The 18119-nt window shown below is 63.0% G+C and carries 21 protein-coding genes and 1 tRNA gene; 11 read left to right on the forward strand and 11 right to left on the reverse strand.

The window, feature by feature from the left end; all coding sequences use genetic code 11:
• Positions 1-20: 20 nt before the first annotated feature.
• The 3 genes from L0U82_RS05115 to L0U82_RS05125 all read right to left on the reverse strand — a co-directional run bounded on the left by L0U82_RS05115 (position 21) and on the right by L0U82_RS05125 (position 2637).
• Positions 21-539: a hypothetical protein gene (locus L0U82_RS05115; RefSeq protein WP_233833131.1), complete on the reverse strand. Its 519-nt coding sequence runs from the start codon at positions 537-539 to the stop codon at positions 21-23.
• Between the two features lie 77 nt (positions 540-616).
• The gene (locus L0U82_RS05120) at positions 617-1204 is read right to left on the reverse strand and encodes a hypothetical protein (RefSeq protein WP_233828934.1); all 588 of its coding nucleotides are present in this window, start codon (positions 1202-1204) and stop codon (positions 617-619) included.
• Positions 1205-1578: 374 nt separating this feature from the next.
• Positions 1579-2637: a sigma-54 interaction domain-containing protein gene (locus L0U82_RS05125; protein WP_233828935.1), complete on the reverse strand. Its 1059-nt coding sequence runs from the start codon at positions 2635-2637 to the stop codon at positions 1579-1581.
• Positions 2638-3026: 389 nt separating this feature from the next.
• Between L0U82_RS05125 and L0U82_RS05130 the strand changes: the two genes are divergently transcribed.
• The 6 genes from L0U82_RS05130 to otsA all read left to right on the forward strand — a co-directional run bounded on the left by L0U82_RS05130 (position 3027) and on the right by otsA (position 8097).
• On the forward strand, positions 3027-3344 hold the full coding sequence (locus tag L0U82_RS05130; RefSeq protein WP_233828936.1) for a DUF883 family protein: 318 nt from the start codon (positions 3027-3029) through the stop codon (positions 3342-3344).
• A 153-nt stretch (positions 3345-3497) separates the two neighbouring features.
• Complete coding sequence (locus tag L0U82_RS05135; protein WP_233828937.1) at positions 3498-3752, forward strand: hypothetical protein; 255 nt, start codon at positions 3498-3500, stop codon at positions 3750-3752.
• 338 nt (positions 3753-4090) lie between these two features.
• A complete protein-coding gene (locus tag L0U82_RS05140; protein ID WP_233828938.1) occupies positions 4091-5491 on the forward strand; it encodes a sigma-54-dependent transcriptional regulator in 1401 nt (466 codons plus the stop codon).
• Between the two features lie 248 nt (positions 5492-5739).
• Positions 5740-5985, forward strand: coding sequence for a hypothetical protein (locus tag L0U82_RS05145; RefSeq protein WP_233833133.1), 246 nt, complete (start codon positions 5740-5742; stop codon positions 5983-5985).
• Positions 5986-6221: 236 nt separating this feature from the next.
• Positions 6222-6434, forward strand: coding sequence for a hypothetical protein (locus L0U82_RS05150; protein ID WP_233828939.1), 213 nt, complete (start codon positions 6222-6224; stop codon positions 6432-6434).
• 232 nt (positions 6435-6666) lie between these two features.
• Positions 6667-8097: an alpha,alpha-trehalose-phosphate synthase (UDP-forming) gene (gene otsA, locus L0U82_RS05155; protein WP_233828940.1), complete on the forward strand. Its 1431-nt coding sequence runs from the start codon at positions 6667-6669 to the stop codon at positions 8095-8097.
• A gap of 340 nt (positions 8098-8437) precedes the next feature.
• Here otsA and L0U82_RS05160 read toward each other — a convergent pair whose 3' ends face one another.
• The 5 genes from L0U82_RS05160 to L0U82_RS05180 form a co-directional block, all read right to left on the reverse strand.
• The gene (locus L0U82_RS05160; protein WP_233828941.1) at positions 8438-9862 is read right to left on the reverse strand and encodes an MFS transporter; all 1425 of its coding nucleotides are present in this window, start codon (positions 9860-9862) and stop codon (positions 8438-8440) included.
• 127 nt (positions 9863-9989) lie between these two features.
• The gene (locus tag L0U82_RS05165) at positions 9990-10493 is read right to left on the reverse strand and encodes a YbhB/YbcL family Raf kinase inhibitor-like protein (RefSeq protein ID WP_233828942.1); all 504 of its coding nucleotides are present in this window, start codon (positions 10491-10493) and stop codon (positions 9990-9992) included.
• Positions 10494-10814: 321 nt separating this feature from the next.
• Positions 10815-11261 carry a very short patch repair endonuclease gene (locus L0U82_RS05170; protein ID WP_233828943.1) on the reverse strand — a complete coding sequence of 149 codons (447 nt, stop codon included), beginning with the start codon at positions 11259-11261 and terminating at the stop codon, positions 10815-10817.
• 42 nt (positions 11262-11303) lie between these two features.
• Positions 11304-12614, reverse strand: coding sequence for a DNA (cytosine-5-)-methyltransferase (dcm, locus tag L0U82_RS05175; RefSeq protein ID WP_233828944.1), 1311 nt, complete (start codon positions 12612-12614; stop codon positions 11304-11306).
• A gap of 364 nt (positions 12615-12978) precedes the next feature.
• Positions 12979-13305, reverse strand: a complete 327-nt coding sequence (locus L0U82_RS05180; protein ID WP_233828946.1) for a hypothetical protein — start codon at positions 13303-13305, stop codon at positions 12979-12981.
• Positions 13306-13517: 212 nt separating this feature from the next.
• On the opposite strand from L0U82_RS05180, the gene L0U82_RS05185 reads away from it, so the two are divergent.
• The 4 genes from L0U82_RS05185 to L0U82_RS05200 all read left to right on the forward strand — a co-directional run bounded on the left by L0U82_RS05185 (position 13518) and on the right by L0U82_RS05200 (position 16098).
• A complete protein-coding gene (locus tag L0U82_RS05185; protein WP_233833135.1) occupies positions 13518-13721 on the forward strand; it encodes a CsbD family protein in 204 nt (67 codons plus the stop codon).
• 268 nt (positions 13722-13989) lie between these two features.
• Positions 13990-14211 (forward strand): hypothetical protein, encoded by a 222-nt coding sequence (locus tag L0U82_RS05190; RefSeq protein ID WP_233828948.1) that lies wholly within the window; start codon positions 13990-13992, stop codon positions 14209-14211.
• Between the two features lie 279 nt (positions 14212-14490).
• Positions 14491-15198, forward strand: a complete 708-nt coding sequence (locus L0U82_RS05195) for a glutathione binding-like protein (protein ID WP_233828950.1) — start codon at positions 14491-14493, stop codon at positions 15196-15198.
• Positions 15199-15495: 297 nt separating this feature from the next.
• Positions 15496-16098, forward strand: coding sequence for a glutathione S-transferase family protein (locus tag L0U82_RS05200; protein ID WP_233828952.1), 603 nt, complete (start codon positions 15496-15498; stop codon positions 16096-16098).
• Between the two features lie 55 nt (positions 16099-16153).
• Here the strand turns inward: L0U82_RS05200 and L0U82_RS05205 are convergent, their stop codons facing one another.
• The 3 genes from L0U82_RS05205 to L0U82_RS05215 form a co-directional block, all read right to left on the reverse strand.
• Complete coding sequence (locus L0U82_RS05205) at positions 16154-16345, reverse strand: hypothetical protein (RefSeq protein ID WP_233828953.1); 192 nt, start codon at positions 16343-16345, stop codon at positions 16154-16156.
• Positions 16346-16843: 498 nt separating this feature from the next.
• Positions 16844-16918, reverse strand: a tRNA-Arg gene (locus L0U82_RS05210).
• Between the two features lie 223 nt (positions 16919-17141).
• Entirely contained in the window at positions 17142-17333 is a 192-nt protein-coding gene (locus L0U82_RS05215; RefSeq protein WP_233828954.1) for a rubredoxin, read from the reverse strand.
• Positions 17334-17631: 298 nt separating this feature from the next.
• Here L0U82_RS05215 and L0U82_RS05220 point away from each other — a divergent pair, with 298 nt between their 5' ends.
• Positions 17632-18033, forward strand: a complete 402-nt coding sequence (locus tag L0U82_RS05220; RefSeq protein ID WP_233828955.1) for a DUF4399 domain-containing protein — start codon at positions 17632-17634, stop codon at positions 18031-18033.
• Positions 18034-18119 lie beyond the last annotated feature (86 nt).

An 18119-nucleotide genomic window follows, 5' to 3' on the forward strand; every position in this document is an offset into this window, starting at 1 on the left:
TCAGACCTCGCCGCTTTTTTCTATTGCAGATTGCCCCAGCGTTCGACGGCCGGCTCGGCCGTCGCCCACTTCCAGCCTTTGTCCTGCTGGCACGCGCTCGCCGTGAACCACATCGTGGGGGCGTTCGGGCTGTCGCCGTCCTGCACCGAGAACACGAATTCCTTGCACTGCGCGAGCACCGAGCTGACATCGCGCGTCACGCGCACCTCGCCGTGGCCGTTCTCGATCGGCAACGTATGCTTGACCGACCAGGGACGCGTCTCACCCACAGTCATCGTGCCGACCAGCGCCGCCATCAGGTCCTGCTGATCCTGGTGCATGTTGCGCATGTAGCGCGCGACCACTTCATCGGTGGCGGCCTGCACCGCGACGCCGACGCCGAGCGCGACGGCCGGGTTGCTGGTCACGATACCCGAGGCGACACCTGCCGCCGCGCCGCTGGCCGCACCGATCGACGCGCAACCGCTCGCAAGCAGGCTCGCGCCGACGCAGAGCGCGCCGGCGGCGAGCAGGCGTAGCCGATTGCCGGACAGGGGCAGCGAGCGCCGCCTGGAGCCATGAAGCGCGCCGCGTTGCGCCAATTCAGATGACGCGTGAGGCAAAGTAGGCCGTGCCGTCATTGCAACGCGCCCCAGCGCTCGGTGGCCGGCTCTGCCGACGCCCAGCGCCAGTCCTTACCGTCACGGCAGATCGAAGCGATGAAGAACGAGCTGCTGGCCGGCGTATCACGCTTGGCGTTCTGATCGATCGAGAAGACGATTTCCTTGCAGTCGAGCGCGCCGGTGCTGATCAGCCGGCTGACCGTCACGCGGCCATGCTCGTCGTCTTCGATCGGGAAAGAGTGGGTGATACTCCACGGAGCGACCGCGCCGATATTGAGCGGACCGGCCGCCAGCGCGATGCTGTTCTGCGTGTTGCGGTGGACTACGCGCTCCGAGTACTGCACGCCGGCGCGCGCCGCGGCGACTGCACCGAGACCGATACCGGTCGCGACTGCCGCATTGCTGGTGACCTTGTTCGCGACCGCCGCACCCGCGATACCGGCACCTGCTACTGCGCCTTCCGAGTACAGCGAGCTGCAGCCGCTCAATGCCGATGACGCGACGAGTGCCAGTGCGACCAGTAGGGTGGGCACGCTTGCGCGAGGGCGTCTGCCGGTGACAATGGAATTTGCGTTACCGGCCCACGCTGTGTTGTTTTGCATTCTCTTGTTCCTGCTCGTACACGTGCCGTCGATCACGCGCGAAAGAGATGTGAATGAGCGGCACGTCGTTCAATACGCTGCCGCATTGTGCAGGATGCTTTTTGTAATTGGCAGTAGAAAAGTGCAAGAAATTGCAAAACAGTGTGCGGGGCTCACTGTTTTCTGTTTAATCGCAGGCAATACGTGGGCGATATATTCCTGGCCGTGCCAGGTAATCGGAAGACCGACGAAAGCTCACGCTTTTTTGCGATTGAGTATTTATTGCCGGCAATACTGACAGCACTGACGAGCGCGATAAACAAAAAATGCCGCGAAAACGCGGCACGAATATCAAATGCGAAAACCGTAGCGAGCCATTCGCACTAAGACGAATCTTATTGCTCCGCTTCTTCTTCTCCGCTTTCGTCGCCGTATGCGCTCAGCCGGTTGTACAGCGTCTTCAGACTAACGCCGAGTGCTTTCGCCGCGCGCCGTTTATCGCCGCCGCAGTACTTGAGCGTGCCGAGAATGATCTGCTTCTGGGCATCGGCGAGCGGCGTGCCGATCCACACACTCATCGAGTCCCCTTGAGTGACCGCTTTCTTGACCCGCGACGTCAGATGCGGATGCGGCAATTCAACGGTCTTCTCCGCAAGAATGAACGCGCGATACACGGCGTTTTTCAGCTCGCGTACATTGCCCGGCCACGACCACGCGCGCAGCGTTTCGATCGAGCGTTTGCTGAAGCTCTTGCTGGTACCTTCCTGTTGATTCAATTGCGCGAGGAAGTATTGCGCGAGCAGTTCGCGGTCGCTTTCGCGTTCGCGCAGCGGCGGCGCGCGCAACGGAAAAACCGCGAGCCGGTACATCAGGTCCTCGCGTAAGCCGTTTTCCTTCACGGCGATTGCCGGGTCGCGATTGGTCGCGGCGATCACGCGCACGTCGCCGCTAATCAGCTCGTTGCCGCCGACGCGATAGAACGTGCCGGTTTCGAGCGCACGCAGCAGTTTGACTTGGCGCACCGGTGCCATCTCGGTGATTTCGTCGAGAAACAGCGTGCCGCCGTTCGCGTGTTCGAAGTAGCCGATGCGGCCCTGGACCGCGCCGGTGAAGCTGCCTTTTTCATGACCGAACAACTCGGCTTCGATCAGTTCATCGGGAATCGCGCCGCAATTCACGGCGACGAACGCGCCGTTCTTGCGGCTGCTGCGTTCGTGAATCGTGCGGGCGATCAGCTCCTTGCCGGTGCCCGATTCGCCGATGATCAGCGCGGTGGCGTCGGTATCGGCGACGCGTTCGATCTGGTCGTACAGATCCAGCATCACCGGCGACGAGCCGTACAGCAGCCCGTACGATTTCAGTCCCGCGACACCGTCCGCGACGCGCTGCTTCGCTTGTGGCGAAGTATTGCCGCCGGCGGAGACGGTGGGCGAGTCCAGATCGATTGACGGCATAAAGGAAGTCCTGTGCAAATGAAGTTCGATATTGCGCAGCGCAGGCCTTGAACGCGATAGACCGTACAGCCACTATCTCATAAAAAACGATTTAACCACCTCGATGCCGTTTCCGGCAATCGAACCGGCAATGTGTGACATAGCGGCATACGTAGTCGGTCGAAACTTCCGGAAAATGCTTTGGTGCGATGTATTAGAACGGCAAATTTACCGGGTATATGCCTTGCAGCATTGACCGACTTATCGACTCGTGTGAGTCTTCGACCGGTGTCGAGATCCGCGGCAGCGAATGCGCGCACGATGCGCTGTGACGCGCGCTGTGACGCGTACATATCGCACACGCATGTCGCGAAGTCCGCACGAACGCCGAACCAGACGAGGAGCGAACAATGACTGACACCACGCAACAACTTGCACTCGGCGGCCAGAAGCTCGTCGAAGATCTCCGGGTACTGCTGAGGGACTCGGAGGAAATGCTGCGGCTTGCGACCAACGTGCCGGGCGAAAGCGTCGACGCGTTGCGCGACCGGCTCGGTACGCATGTGGAGACATTGCAATCGGCACTCGGCGACGCGCAACGCAACGTACAGCGCCGCTATCGCGAAGCGACCGTCGGCACCGAGCGCTACGTGCGCCATAACCCGTGGCGCTCGCTCGCGATCGCGGCGGGCAGCGGCTTTCTGCTCGGCGTGCTGATCGCGCGCTAGCGCCACGCACAAGCCGGTACATGGCGAGCGATTTGCATTAGCTGCATTGAGGCGCATCGCGTGGCGTATCACGGGACACATCACGGCGTGTATAGCCCGCGCTTCCCGGACGACTCGCACTCTTCGCATCAGACTCACGAAAAGGAGTTCACGATGGCACGACCCACAATTGGCATCTTCGGCGCATTGATGGCGCTCGGCGGCTTTCTGGCGGTTCGCTACGTGCAGAACAAACGCACCGGCCAGTTTTCCCCGGCGCGCGAATTGAGCCGCTGGGAAAACGAGGGCGGGGCAGTGGCGGCCGCGCGCCCGGCGGAGGTAGCAGCGGCGGCGCCGGCCACGCAGAGTACGAACGGTTCGGGCCAGATGAATGGCGAGGGCCGCGCATGGCCGTTTCCGCGTGGCTGATTTACGCCCCGCCGGGATCTACCCGGGACACACCGTGCGCATCGCCCGGCCGGGAGCGCGCCGAATCGGCGGTGCGCGTGCTGTGGGTCAGATATTGGCGGGGCCCACCTGGGTAGCATGGTTAAACGATTGCAATAAAGTCGTATAATGGATAAATACACAACAATGAGTCCGAATTTCACCCGGTTTTTCGTGTAATTGTTGCAATTTTTTATGAAATAAAGGGTCGGCGTACCCGCGGCGTACTCCCGTGCGCCACCGTCCGACCTTCCTCGCGGCATGCGTATTGGCATGTTTCGCTTCTTTTCACACCCACGCTTGCAGGCTTTTGAGACGCGATGCCACATGTACTGATTGTCGATGACGATGCAAGTACCCGCGAGGCGCTGTCCGCCATCATCGGCGAAGACGGGCTGACCACCGCCACCGCGGGCGATCTGCGCGAAGCGCGGATTCAACTGGTCCGGCAGATGCCGGATGTCGTGTTCACCGATCTCAAGCTGCCCGACGGCAGCGGGGTCGATCTGTTCGAAGATCTCGATCCACGTTCGGGCGTGGAAGTGATCGTGATCACCGGCCACGCGACGGTGGAGTCGGCGGTCAGCGCGCTGAAGATGGGTGCGGCCGACTACCTGGTCAAACCGATCAACATGCAGCGCGTGAAGGCGATCCTGTCGCGTCTGCCGCGTGCCGGCGACCTGAAGGCCGAGATCGGCACGTTGCGCGGCGAGTTGCGCCGCATGGGGCGGTTTGGCCTGATGCTCGGCAATTCGCCGGCCATGCAGGAGGTCTACGATCAGATCAGCCGGGTCGCGCCGACTGCGGCGTCGGTGATGCTGGTCGGCGAATCGGGCACCGGCAAGGAAGTCGCCGCGCAGACGCTGCACGAGCTGAGTCTGCGTCGCAAGCATGCGTTCCTCGCGGTGAACTGCGGCGCGATCTCGCCGAACCTGATCGAATCGGAGATGTTCGGCCACGAGCGCGGCTCGTTCACCGGCGCGGACCGGCAGCACAAAGGCTATTTCGAGCGCGCGAACGGCGGCACGCTGTTCCTCGATGAAATCACCGAGATGCCGATCGAGTTGCAGGTGAAGCTGCTGCGCGTACTCGAAACCGGCATGTTCATGCGCGTCGGTACGACCAAGGAAATCGAAACCGACGTGCGTCTGATCGCGGCCACCAATCGCGATCCGGAGCAGGCGGTGCTCGAAGGCAAGCTGCGGCTCGATCTGTATCACCGCTTGAACGTGTTTCCGATCAGCCTGCCGCCGCTGCGCGAGCGCGGCAAGGACGTCGAGCTGCTCGCGCAGGCGTTCCTCGACGAGCTCAACGAACGGCATGGCACGAAGAAGCATTTCCCGGCCGCGGTCAAGGAGATGCTGCTGTCGTACCCATGGCCCGGCAACGTGCGCGAACTAAAGAATTACGTGCAGCGCGCGCACATCATGTCGGGCGCGGATTCGGATAGCACGGCGACCGTGCCGTTGCAGATCACGTTGTCGAAGCCGTCGGCCGGCACCGCGATCACGATTCCGTTCGGCACGTCGCTTGCCGAAGCGGATCGTCAGCTGATTCTCGCGACGCTCGAACAATGCGGCGGCGTGAAAACGCGCGCGGCGGAAATTCTCGGCATCAGCCTGAAGACGCTGTACAACCGCCTCGTCGAATATGGCAACGATGCGCGTGAAGATGGCGATGCCGCCGACGAATCGCGCGCACTCGGCGGCGCGGATGCCTGATTGATTCGGCTCGCTTGCATCGATTCGCGTTGATTCGTGCGTGCTGTCAGGCACGCGCGAATCAGCTCTCCAAGTCCGCCGCGAAAGTCTGCTACAGATCGTTCGCGTCATCCGCTCGGTGCTCGCGCTATTCGCGCCGATCCACTTGCACCACTCGCGCTCCCCGCATCACTCGCCCCACCGCGCAGCCACCACAAACGGCACATGCCTTGCTGCGTTCCAATGGAACGCAAAACGAGGTCATCGACATGCCGCAATACGCTGCCGCACCCGCGCCGTTCCCGCCGAAGCGCGCTCACCGGCCCGAGCCGGTCGAGCCTCCGACGGCGCCCCCCATTGCGCCGCCGAGCCCCGGCGAGCCCGACACCGTCCCCGGCCCGACGCCCGAGCCGATCGATCCAGACCCGCCGATGACGCCGCCGATCGGCGATCCACCTCCGCAGCCGAGCCAGACCCCGCAGGCCGGCGAACGCCGGTCGATGCCGCTGCAGTGATGCAATGATGCAGCGCTGACGCGCCGCGCCGAAGATGCCGAAGTCGCGTGCGGCGGCCATCGCCGGATGCGCTACTGCAACTGCCTTTAGCCGCTTTGCCGAGCCTTCGACGCAACGCAGCGAATTTATGTACTTGTTACAAGCCCGGCGCATCTTTTACCGGCAAATTACCGTTACGCCCCCTAGACTGTATGGATGCCGCGGCAGGCGGCGGGCTTCCCCCGGAGGCATCGATCATGAGACATCCCGCATTGCGACGTTCCGCGCGGCATGCGAAGCGCGGACCCAGGCAGGACGACGGCAAGACCGAGCCGGCGGTGTCGCCGGACCCGGCCGCGCAGAACCGGATTGCTCCGGATGCCCCGCCAGACGGCGAACACAACCAGGGCGGGGTGCGTCAGGAAGGTCTCGAATACCAGCGCGATCTGGGATCGGAACAGGACGCCTGACGGCGCCAGCGCGCGGCGACACGCTCGTCGCGGACCTGACAGACGGTAAAAACGTTTCCGTTTTCCCGACGACAGGCAGAAAAATTTTCTTCGCGATCCGTTGATGTCGCGCGGTTCGGCTTCGTCCGTCACATTTGCATACAACTTTCTTCCTCGCATCTCGAAAATCGGCACATGACTTGCGTGCACCGCTTTGGCGCATATCCGCATACAACGAAACAATGGAGCATCAATGAGCAGATTGATCGTGGTATCGAATCGTGTCGCACCGATCCAGGAAGCGCGCCCGGCAGCGGGCGGACTCGCGATCGGCGTGCTGGACGCGCTGAAGGAAACCGGCGGCGTCTGGTTCGGCTGGAGCGGCGAAACCGTCGGCGAGCCATCCGCGCCCGTGATCGAGAAGCAGGGCAACGTGACCTACGCGACGGTCGGCCTCACCAAGCGCGACTATGACCAGTATTACCGCGGTTTTTCGAACACGACGCTGTGGCCGACCTTCCATTACCGCAACGACCTGTCGCGCTACGATCGCGAGGAATACGCGGGCTATCTGCGCGTGAATACGATTTTCGCGAAGCAGCTGAAGGATTTGCTGAAGCCCGACGACATCATCTGGGTTCACGACTACCATCTGCTGCCGTTCGCGCGCGAGCTGCGCGAACTCGGCGTGAAAAATCCGATCGGCTTTTTCCTGCACATTCCGTTTCCGGTTCCCGAGGTGCTGCGCACGATTCCGCCGCACGACGAACTCGTCAAGGCGATGTGCAGCTACGACGTGATCGGCTTCCAGACCGAGGCCGACCGTCAGTCGTTCGTCGACTATATCGAGCGCGGCCATCACGGCACGTCGAGCGAAGACGGCATGGTCCACGCGTTCAACCGCTTCCTGAAGGTAGGCGCGTATCCGATCGGTATCTATCCGGATGCGATTGCGAAGGCCGCCGAACAATTCACCGACCGCAAGCCGGTGAAGAGCCTGCGCGACGGCATGCGCGGGCGCAAGCTGATCATGAGCGTCGACCGGCTCGACTATTCGAAGGGCCTCGTCGAGCGCTTCCAGGCCTTCGAGCGGCTGCTGCAGAACGCGCCCGGCTGGCACGGCCGCGTGTCGCTCGTGCAGATCGCGCCGCCGACGCGCGCCGACGTGCAGACCTATCAGCGCATCCGGCAAACGCTCGAAGGCGAAGCGGGGCGTATCAACGGCCGCTTCGCGCAACTCGACTGGACGCCGATCCAGTATCTGAACCGCAAGTACGAACGCAATCTGCTGATGGCGCTGTTCCGGCAGTCGCAGGTCGGCTATGTGACGCCGTTGCGCGACGGCATGAATCTGGTCGCGAAGGAATACGTCGCGTCGCAGGATCCGGCCGATCCGGGCGTGCTCGTGCTGTCGCAATTCGCCGGTGCCGCCGAGCAGTTGCCGGGCGCGCTGGTCGTCAATCCGTTCGATCTGTCGCAGATGGCCGAAGCGCTCGAGCGCGCGCTATCGATGCCGCTCGCCGAGCGCCAGGCGCGTCACGCGGACATGATGAAGCCGCTGCGCGAAAACAACCTGTCGGTGTGGCGCGATACGCTGCTCGACGATCTGCGCAATGTTGCGACCGCGTCTTCGGTGACGGCCAAAGCGGTAAAGCTCGCTGACGTGGCGGCATCGTCGTCGTAAGGAGATGGGCGTTGCCCGCGCGATTCGCGGCGGGCGGCGCGCATGCCAGTCACGTCGTGATTTGCGTTTAGCGCGGCACGGAAGAGGCAAGAGCGAATGAGCTTGAGCGTCGGCGCGCGGAGGTAGAGGGGGCTGTTGCTGGCGTCCGTGAGCGTGACGTCAGCAGCAAGCGTAGGTTGTATTCGAAAGAAGGGCGCGCATCGCGTAATGTGATGCGCGCCCTTTTGCATATATGGCTTCTACGGCGCGTACGAAGGTGTGGCGCGCGCGGCGCATGAATGCCTTCTATCTCACCGTGCACGCCTGCACGCAGCCGGCGCAGCGAATCAACGCAAACCCATCAAGCCGGTGTCGGTGCCTTCTGCATCACGCGCATCGTGCTGACGACCGCCGCGACCGCCGAGAATCCCGCTGCGACATACAGCGTAATGATCGGCCCGTTCTTCGGCGCGACGCCGAAGATCAGCGCGACCAGTGCCGCGCCGAGCGTCTGGCCGGTCAGGCGCGCGGTGCCGAGCATGCCGCTCGCGCCGCCGCTGCGTTCGCGCGGCGCGGACGACAAAATCGTGCGGTTGTTCGGCGACTGGAAAATGCCGAAGCCCGCGCCGCACAGCGCCATGCGCCACGCAATCTGCAACGCGTCCGGATGCGGCCCGAGCGTGGCGAGCAGCAGCAGGCCGACCGCCATCGTCGCGAGCCCGACGCCGCCGAGCCAACCCGACGACACTTTGTCCGCCAGCACGCCCGCGACCGGCGCCGCGATGATGATGATCGCGGGCCATGGCGTCATCAACAGACCGGTTTCGACCTGCGACATGCCGAGCGTGTCCTGCAGCAGGAACGGCAACGAGACGAACGCGAGCATCTGCGCGCAGAACGAGCAGACCGAGGTACCGATCGACAGCGCGAACACCGGTATGCGCAGCAGGTCGATCGGCAGTAGCGGCGCGGGCTGCGTCAGCTGCCGGCGCACGAAGAAATAGCCGATCAGCAGCGCCGCGCCTGCTTCGAGCGTGACATAGCCGAAGTTCTCGCCGTGACCGAGCCCATCGACCGCGAAAATCAGCAGGCCGAATACGAACGCGTTCATGATCGCGCTCAGATAGTCGTAAGGCGATTCGTGGCCGGCGTTCAACGGCAGCGCCTTGATGCCGACGATGAACGTCACGAGACCGATCGGCACGTTGATCGCAAACAGCCACGGCCACGATGCGATCGCGAGTACGCCCGCCGCGATGGTCGGCCCGACCGCCGACGACACCGCGACCACCATCGCGTTTAGCGCGATGCCGCGGCCGAGCCGCGCCGGCGGATAGATCATGCGCACGAGCGCCGTGTTCACGCTCATCGCGCCGGCCGCGCCGAAGCCCTGGAACACGCGGGCGAGTGCGAGCGCCGGCAGCGACGTGGACAGCGCGCAGCCAAACGACGCGACCGTAAACAGGATCAGCCCGGATAGATAGACGCGCCGGTAGCCGATGCGGTCGCCGAGCGACGCGAGCGGCAGCATCGTCACGGTGATCGCGAGCTGATAGGCATTGACGACCCAGATCGAGCCGGCCGCGCTGGCTTGCAGATTGCGGGCGATCGTCGGCAGCGCGACGTTGGCGATCGCGCCGTCGAGCACCGACAGCGTGAGTCCGAGCGCGATGACGAGCATCGCCCAGTAGCGTTGCGGGACCGGCAGGCCCGGTTCGGTTGCCCGTTCGAACGAAGGCGTGGCGGAGGGCGCGGAGCCGTCCTTGCGCGAGGATTGTGCGTGCATCGATTGTTTGATTTGTAGTAGGACGGTTGCGCGCGAGAGCGGGGCGCGAAGCGCTGACCGCTCGTGGCAAGCGTGGCGGTTCGCGCCGGCGTTGCGATTGCGTTACGCCGGCGCCGCGACGTCGGCGTTATTTGAGCTCGTAAAGTCCCGTGTGGGTTGTCGAGTCGAGTTCGTTCAGGTGCGTCATGAAGCGCGCGACCGCGTTGGTGGTCTCCGCGGTGATCGACAGATGCGGCACCTTCAGCGCATGCAGCCGGAAGATATAGCGATGCGTGCGATCGCCGCGCGGCGGCGCGGCGCCACCGAAGCCGACAGTCCCGTAGTCGTTGCACACCTGCATCGCGCCTTGCGGCAACAGCGAACCGTCGGCCTTGCCGGCATTGCGCGCCAGCGAGCGGGCATCGGCCGGGATGTTGACGACCACCCAATGCCAGAAGCCGCTGCCGGTCGGCGCGTCGGGATCGTGAACGGTCAGCGCGAAGCTTTGCGTGTCCGCGGGCGGGGCTTCCCATTGCAGCGACGGCGAGATGTTTTCGCCATCGACGCCGAACGCCTTGTCGTTGTATTCGTGCGCTTTCGGCATGAAGCCGTTGGTGGGAAAGTCGTCGGACCAGAGACGGAAGTCAGCCATGATGTGCCTCCCTTGTTGATTGGTTCTGGGGTCGTTGGAGCGCGCGATATCGTGGTGAGCGAGCGGGTCTTGGACAGCGCGCCGACGTGCAGGCGAACGGCCCGCGAACGTGCCGTAAAAACGCACACCCGAAAGCGCATATCAAACACATACCCGATGCACACAAAGCGCATGAAAAACGCTCTATAGCACGCGTCGAAAGCGCTCCAAACGAGCTTTTCGAGTGTATCACCACGGCCGCGCGACTCGCATGAGCGAGGTCAAGCGCATGCTGTTCCAGCCGCTCGCGAAGCTGCGCTCAGCGCCGTTTCGAGCTGCTCGTTATGCGCGTTCCTCGAACTCGCGCACGTCGCTTTGCAGCCATTGAACGAGCCGCTCGATCACGCCCGCGATATCGCGATTTGCGCCCCGCAAGGCGCATTCCCACACGACCGCGACGCGCCAGCCGCTCGCGAGCAGCGCGTCGCGCACCTTGTCGTCGTTGCTGCGATTGCGGCCGATCTTGTCGCGCCAGAACTCCGGGCGCGTCTGCGGCCATTTGAACAGATGACAGTCGTGCCCGTGCCAGAAACAGCCATGCACGAGCACCACCGCGCGATAGCGCGGCAGCACGATGTCGGGCCGGCCGGGCAGATCGCGCGCGTCGAGCCGGAAGCGAAAGCCCTGGCGGTGCAGCAGGCTGCGGATCAGGATCTCCGGCTTGGTATTGCGGCCGCGAATGCCGGACATCATCCGGCTGCGCGTCGCGCTGTCGACGATATCGACCATCGTCAGCGCTCCGCTGGCGCGCGCTCACGCATGGCGCGGCAATTAATGTTTCGAACCATGGCGGGTCGGGTTGGCGAGCAGGGTTTGCACATGCGGCAGCATGATGCGCGCCACTTCGCGCATCACCGGCATCACGACGCTGTTGCCGAATTGCCGGTAGGCCTGGGTATCGCTGACCGGAATCCGGAAGGTGTCGGGAAAGCCCATCAGGCGCGCGCATTCGCGCGGCGTCAGCCGCCGTGGGCGCAGTTCCTCGCCTTGATAGACGAGGATTTCGGAGCCGTCCTTGTGATAACGCGCCGACAGCGTGCGCGTGACGCTGTCCGGATAAGCCATGCCGAAACCGAAGCCGTTGCCCGCCGCGCGATGCTTGGCCGCGTAGTTCTGCAGATAGGCCCAAAGCTTCGGCGTGAGCGTGTACTTCGGCTGGATGCGGCGCGTGGCGTGATCGAAGAAGCGGTCGTGGTCCCATGGCAGCACCGGCTCGCTGCCGTCCGTGCGATGCAGGATCGAGCCGAGCCGCGGGCCGTGCTCGGGCAGGCGCAGATCGTCCCATGAGAACGACGTCTTGCCGCGAAAGCCGACGATGATGATGCGCTCGCGATGCTGCGGCGTGAAATGCTGACCATCGATCACGCGGTGATGCACCTCGTAGCCGAGTTCGTCGCGCAGCGTTTGCAGGATCACGTCGAAGGTGCGGCCTTTGTCGTGCGACAGCAGGTTTTTGACGTTTTCGAGCAGGAACGCGGCGGGGCGCTTCGCGGCGATGATCCGCGCGACGTCGAAAAAGAGCGTGCCCTGGGTCGTGCATTCGAAGCCGTGCGGACGCCCGAGCGCGTTTTTCTTGCTGACGCCGGCGATCGAGAACGGCTGGCACGGAAAGCCGCCGAGCAGCACGTCGTGGCTCGGCACGTCTTCGGCGGGAAAGGTGACGATGTCGCCGATTAACGTATGTTCGCTGGCCGCCGCGCCGTCAGCCGCGTCGGCTTCCTCGGCTGCGTCTGCCTGATACCGTTCGCCGTAGTTTTCGCGATAGGTGCGCGTCGAGAATTCGTTCCACTCGCTGGTGAACACGCACTCGCCGCCTTGCGCCTCGAAGCCCATCCGAATTCCGCCGATGCCCGCGAACAGATCGATAAAGCGGAATCGCGCGGTGCCGTGCGCCGGGCTCGCCGCGCGCGGGCGTTGCAGCAGATCGCGCAACGCGGGCTCCAGCATCGCGGGGCAAGGCGTCTCGCCTTTCTCCCAGCGACGTACGGTCTTGATGTCCTTGCCGACATGCGCGGCGATTTCGCGTTGGGTGAAGCGGGCGCGCGCCTGCCGGAGCAGGTCGAGCGGGGCGGCGAGGGTCACGTGGCGTCCTTGCTGGGAATTTTTGCGGACATTATGACCTAAGGCTGTCCCATTTCCCTCTTTTTGCCGACTTAAGATAGGAAATTTCTCACCTATTTCAGTCGGTGGGCGGCGAAACATGCTTGTCACAGATCGCCATGTAGGCTTGTTGCGTGACGCACGTTCCCTGCGTTGCGATGTGTGTTTGTGGCCGCGACTCTGTGCGCGGCCGTTTTTTTGCGTGACGCGGAGCGTGGCGTGGCGGACGGGGGGCGGTCGCGTGACAGGGGCAGAGGCGTGGCCGGTCATGCGCGTGTGATTGGCGCGGCCCGCGTGGCCGCGTGGGCCGCACCCGGTGCGGCTGAAAAGCGTGAGTGACGACTCGTCAGGCCGAGCGCACCGGACGATCGGTCTTCGCTGGCGGCACCGGCTCGGAGGCGGACGGCGCGTACCGTTCCCATTCGGGATGCGGCATCGTCTCGAACTGGTCGAGTTGCAGCAGCAGGCTGTCGACCTTGCCGAATTGCGCAGGACTGAGATTGCCGCTTTCCAGCAGCGTGGTCAGGCGTTTGCGCCAGTAGGAGGCCGGCAGAATGGGTCCGCCGAAATCGCCACGCAACGACACGTACATCACGCGCCCGATGTGCGCGATGTCGCGATCGATCAAGGCGGCCTGCGAAGATCCCGACAACGTACCAGGCGTTTGGTCCATAGCCCCTCCCTAAGCGCATTGACGGCAGCGCGCGGCGGGACTTTAGGGCGTTTCATGAAATTTTCTCGCGATCTGTAGTAGGCGCATCACCGATGCCCGCAGCCGTTCGTAGCGGCGAGTCGGTCGACCCCCGGGCATACCCGTTGCTGAATCCCCGATACCGGCGCAAGACCGTGCCGGCATTGCTGTTTATGACGATTGGGGAGCCGAACATGAATAAGGACCAGGTGAAGGGCGTAGGCGAACAGATCAAGGGCAAGGTCAACGAGGCAGTTGGCAAGGCCACGAATAATCCTGCGAAGGAATTGAAGGGCGATTTGCAGCAAGGCGCGGGCAAGGTGCAGAAGGCCTACGGCGACGCGAAGGAGGACGCCAAGGATCAGGCGAAAGAGAACGCCAAGCGTAACCATCCGTGAGGCGGTGCTCGGTAGCCTGCGGTAGCGGACGGGGCGTCGCGGATTGCGCGGCGCCTCGTCTGTTTCAGGGGCACGTGTGTGTGCATTGGTGAAGCCGTTGCCAGCATCTGTCGATGCGTGGCGCGGCATCGCGTACTCACAGTCTGGGCAGCTACAACCGTTCGCTTGACGGGCGGCCTGGGACTAACCCCGTGATCGCGATCGAAGGCATTCCGCGCGCGATGCGCGGCCTTTAGACTGGGCGCAATCTCCCCTGGAGGTAGCGCCAATGACACCCGAAAAGATGCTTTCGATGTTCGAACGGCAGTACCTTGAAGGCAAGGCCCCCGCCGATCTCGAAACCACCTGCGCGAGCTTCGCCAGCTGGCTCGCGGCGGCGTGGGAGTTGCTTGACGGTTCGGAGAGAACGCTGCTGGTCGCGGTCGGCGCGGCGCTGTGGCGCCAGGGGTTCGACGTACGCGCGGGGACGGCGACTAAAGATTTGTGGTGAGCCCGGGCGTCGGGATGTGAATTACAGCGCGCGATGAGTCGCGCGGTCAGTGCATGCTTCGTTAGGGGCGCTTGCGGGGCGGCTTGGGCTTACGTTGTGGTTGCTCCGGCGCTGCGTCTACGGTCAGCGTGGGATCGCGTCTGTGCCGCACAGTCGTGTCTCCCGTTTTCGCTTCCTGCTGCCGCCTGCGTTTGCCGTGCGCGGCGCCGCACGCGTCGCGCCGAGTCGGTTTATATTGATCGGCCCCGTAATTTCTCTCGCATAAGGCGACCTGAACCCATGACCGATCTTTCCGCTTTCCCGATCACGAAGAAATGGCCGGCCGCGCATCCGGACCGGATTCAGCTGTACTCGCTGCCGACGCCGAACGGCGTGAAAGTCTCGATCATGCTCGAGGAAACCGGTTTGCCGTACGAACCGCATCTGGTGCGTTTCGATGCCGACGACCAGACGTCGCCCGAGTTCATGTCGCTGAACCCGAACAACAAGATTCCGGCGATCGTCGACCCGAACGGCCCGGACGGCAAACCGCTGCCGCTGTTCGAATCGGGCGCGATCCTGATCTACCTCGCGGACAAAAGCGGCCAGTTGATGCCGCAGGATGCGGCCGGCCGCTACGAAACGATCCAGTGGGTGATGTTCCAGATGGGCGGCATCGGCCCGATGTTCGGCCAGGTCGGCTTCTTCCACAAATTCGCCGGCAAGGAATACGAGGACAAGCGCCCGCGCGATCGCTACATCGCCGAATCGAAACGGCTGCTCGGCGTGCTGGAACAACGCCTCGAAGGACGCAAATGGGTGATGGGCGATCACTATTCGATCGCCGATATCGCGATCTTCCCGTGGGTGCGCAATCTGGTCGGCTTTTACGAAGCGGGCGAACTGGTCGGGATTCAGAACTTCCCGAATGTGAAGCGGGTGCTCGCTGCGTTCGTCGAGCGTCCGGCGGTGGCGCGGGGGTTGGATATTCCGAAGCGTCCGAGTTGAGTGGGGGCGGGGTGGCGGTGGACGGGCGTGGGTGGGTTGGATGCGCCCGACTGTGCTGTCCGCTCGCCACGTGTGATCGGAACTGCGGCGCGAAACCTGACGCGTATCGGATGCATCGCGGTTTCGCGTTTCGAGACGTTCAGAGCACATCGATGGTAAAGGCAGCATCGACCGTTGGCAGTATTTTCAGGAAGTGCCTGCAGCGCAATGCATGCGGGATTTTCTCGGCAATCTTGGGAGACGCTGTGGAGCGCGTACCCCGGATAGCGCCGTGTGGGAAAAACCAGGTTCGTGGCCGTGTCTGACATCACGCTCTACTTCGCGCCCGCAAGCAGAGCGTTTACCGCTCGCTGGTTACTCGAAGAACTTGGGCTACCGTACCGGGTGAAGACAGTCAGCTTGCGTAAAGGCGCTCAAAAATCGCCGAGCTATCTGCAAATCAATTCGATGGGCAAGGTTCCCGCGCTGACGGACGGTCCGGTGACCGTTTCGGAGAACCCGGCCATCTGCATTTATCTGGCGGATCGCTACAGTCTGGGCAATCTGGCACCCCGATTGGATGCAGCGGAGCGAGGCAGCTACCTGCGCTGGATGATCTTTTCCACCGCGGTTTTCGAGCCTGCGATTTATCTCGAGGACGATGGCGATGAGTTGGCTGCGAGTGGTCGCGGCTGGGGCAGTCGGTCCAGCGTACTGGAAGTTCTGGACGACGCGCTTTGCGTTGGCCCCTGGTTGCTAGGTGAACAGTTTTCCGCCGCCGATGTGATGCTTGGCTCGTTGCTTTCGATCGCCCTGTTCAATCAGCGCATCGCACAGCCGGCGGAATCTCTTGTCCGCTACGCGGAGCGTTTGTCGCGGAGACCCGCCTATGAGCGCGCGGCGAAGGCAACGTGGCCGTAGGCGAGCCGCTGGCGGGGCCCCGAAATTTCTGCATAAGTGAAGCGTCCCGCCGTATCTAACGCTCGGGTTGAGCGGGCCAGCGCGCGAATGCGAACATCCAAAGCAGAACGAGCCCGACGATGGGCACGATGGAGAGCACGACCCACCAGCCCGAAAAACCGGCCTTGCGAACTGCCGGGATGTAAATCAGGTTGAGCAGGAGCACGAGGCTAAGGATCGACCAATGCCAGATCGAGAACGTGCCCATAGTCAGGCTCCTCGACGCGGCGCTCGCCACGTGCCGAACGACAAGACAGCCCCGATGATGAACGGGCCGAGTAGGGGGATGATTGCCAGCAGCGACATGGCGCCGTGAAAGCCTGCGCGTGTACATATTCGCCACAGTGGGACGATGACAAGGATCAGGGAAACCAGGGGTGCAAGAGTTCTCATCGGAAACCTCTTTCATTCGGGTTGTTGTGTTGGTCCTTACCTGGTGGTGACGAAAATGGCGGAACCGTTCACCTGCATAAAGCCGACGATATTCAACGATGCTCGTATGTGCCAAAGCAGACCTGAAGCTCAGTTTGCGGTGCGATCTGTTTGGGTGTGGCACTGGGAGTATCAACTTTTTGGGTATTCGGCGATACCCCCGAAAATCTAGGTTATATGAGGCTGACGTAGGCAATGGCAGCATCAAAAAAGCCCCGCAGCGCAGGGCATACGGGGCTTTCTGAACAATCCTGGAAGATGCTGGGAAGGTAGTTGGTCCCCCTGACAGGAATCGAACCTGTATCTAGCGCTTAGGAGGCACTTGTTCTATCCATTGAACTACAGGGAGAGGACCGAACCGGACAAATCCACGAGGACTCGCCGAGTCCCGATTCGCCAGCGAGCGCAGAGTATATCAAACCCACTCCGGCAAAAGGAGAGCGGCATTCCCGCCCTCCAAAGCAAACGGCCCGGCAGACATCGCCTGCCGGGCCGCACAAACCCACCTGAGCTACCGCGCGATGCGCACTAAACGGTGCCCATCGCGTCAAGCCATCGCAACAAAAAACGCCTCAGAACTCCACCACCGCAAACTCCGCCTTACCCACATCGCAAAGCGGACAGCGCCAGTCTTCCGGGATGGCGGCGAAGCGCGTGCCCGGCGCGATACCTTCCTCGGGCAGGCCTTCTTCTTCGTTGTAGATCCAGCCGCAAATCAGGCAGACCCAGCTCTTGTATTCAGTCACATCGACAACTTCACTCACGACACACTCTCTCTTCAATCCAACGACGAGCCTTGCGTACCCCTTTTAAGGCGGCGCGGCGACGCGCAATATTACCGGAATTTGTTAAATCGACCTCCGCTGGCCGGTGCGGCACCGCCACACCGCGTGCGTAACGTCGCGAGGCTTGCAGGGTGGTCCCGTCACAAACCGTGTGTAAGCTTGGCCGGCAGCTATCTAATCACAGCGGTGCGCCGCGCGTTTCGCAGGCCTCACGGTAGTCGGCCTTCCGCGAACGCCGCCGCCGCGTGCCCGGTTCCATTCCTGAAGGAGAAAAACGATGTTTAAAAACAAGTGGTTGGCGGGAGTTGCGATGGCTGGGCTGATCGCCATGTCAGGCGTGGCGCATGCCGCGGGCGTGTCGTTCGTGCAACCGGCCGATGGCGCGACCGTCAGCAATCCGGTGCATGTGGTGTTCGGCCTCGACGGCATGAAGATCGCACCGGCCGGCACGATGACGGAGGGCACCGGCCACCATCATCTGCTGATCGACGGCCAGCCGCTGCCGAAGGGCGAGGTGATCCCCGCGAACGACAAGTCGCTGCACTTCGGCAAGGGCCAGACCGAAACCGACCTGACGTTGCCGCCGGGCGACCACACGCTGACGCTGCAATTCGGCGACGGCGCGCATCGCTCGTATGGCCCGGAAATGAGCAAGACGATCACGGTTCACGTGAAGTGAAATAAGCGGTTCTGACACAGCGGGCGGACGTGAACATCGTCCGCCCGCTTTGACTGGGTTGCGTGTGCTTTTTGCTGGGCCGGCAC

The sequence above is a fragment of the Paraburkholderia sp. ZP32-5 genome, assembly GCF_021390495.1.
GTDB lineage: Bacteria > Pseudomonadota > Gammaproteobacteria > Burkholderiales > Burkholderiaceae > Paraburkholderia.

Coding starts and splice junctions, on each gene's coding strand:
- L0U82_RS05120 (WP_233828934.1), bottom strand. CDS start 1,204: ATGCAAAACAACACAGCGTGGGCCGGTAACGCAAATTCCATTGTCACC.
- L0U82_RS05125 (WP_233828935.1), bottom strand. CDS start 2,637: ATGCCGTCAATCGATCTGGACTCGCCCACCGTCTCCGCCGGCGGCAAT.
- L0U82_RS05130 (WP_233828936.1), top strand. CDS start 3,027: ATGACTGACACCACGCAACAACTTGCACTCGGCGGCCAGAAGCTCGTC.
- L0U82_RS05135 (WP_233828937.1), top strand. CDS start 3,498: ATGGCACGACCCACAATTGGCATCTTCGGCGCATTGATGGCGCTCGGC.
- L0U82_RS05140 (WP_233828938.1), top strand. CDS start 4,091: ATGCCACATGTACTGATTGTCGATGACGATGCAAGTACCCGCGAGGCG.
- L0U82_RS05145 (WP_233833133.1), top strand. CDS start 5,740: ATGCCGCAATACGCTGCCGCACCCGCGCCGTTCCCGCCGAAGCGCGCT.
- L0U82_RS05150 (WP_233828939.1), top strand. CDS start 6,222: ATGAGACATCCCGCATTGCGACGTTCCGCGCGGCATGCGAAGCGCGGA.
- otsA (WP_233828940.1), top strand. CDS start 6,667: ATGAGCAGATTGATCGTGGTATCGAATCGTGTCGCACCGATCCAGGAA.
- L0U82_RS05160 (WP_233828941.1), bottom strand. CDS start 9,862: ATGCACGCACAATCCTCGCGCAAGGACGGCTCCGCGCCCTCCGCCACG.
- L0U82_RS05165 (WP_233828942.1), bottom strand. CDS start 10,493: ATGGCTGACTTCCGTCTCTGGTCCGACGACTTTCCCACCAACGGCTTC.
- L0U82_RS05170 (WP_233828943.1), bottom strand. CDS start 11,261: ATGGTCGATATCGTCGACAGCGCGACGCGCAGCCGGATGATGTCCGGC.
- L0U82_RS05180 (WP_233828946.1), bottom strand. CDS start 13,305: ATGGACCAAACGCCTGGTACGTTGTCGGGATCTTCGCAGGCCGCCTTG.
- L0U82_RS05185 (WP_233833135.1), top strand. CDS start 13,518: ATGAATAAGGACCAGGTGAAGGGCGTAGGCGAACAGATCAAGGGCAAG.
- L0U82_RS05190 (WP_233828948.1), top strand. CDS start 13,990: ATGACACCCGAAAAGATGCTTTCGATGTTCGAACGGCAGTACCTTGAA.
- L0U82_RS05195 (WP_233828950.1), top strand. CDS start 14,491: ATGACCGATCTTTCCGCTTTCCCGATCACGAAGAAATGGCCGGCCGCG.
- L0U82_RS05205 (WP_233828953.1), bottom strand. CDS start 16,345: ATGGGCACGTTCTCGATCTGGCATTGGTCGATCCTTAGCCTCGTGCTC.
- L0U82_RS05220 (WP_233828955.1), top strand. CDS start 17,632: ATGTTTAAAAACAAGTGGTTGGCGGGAGTTGCGATGGCTGGGCTGATC.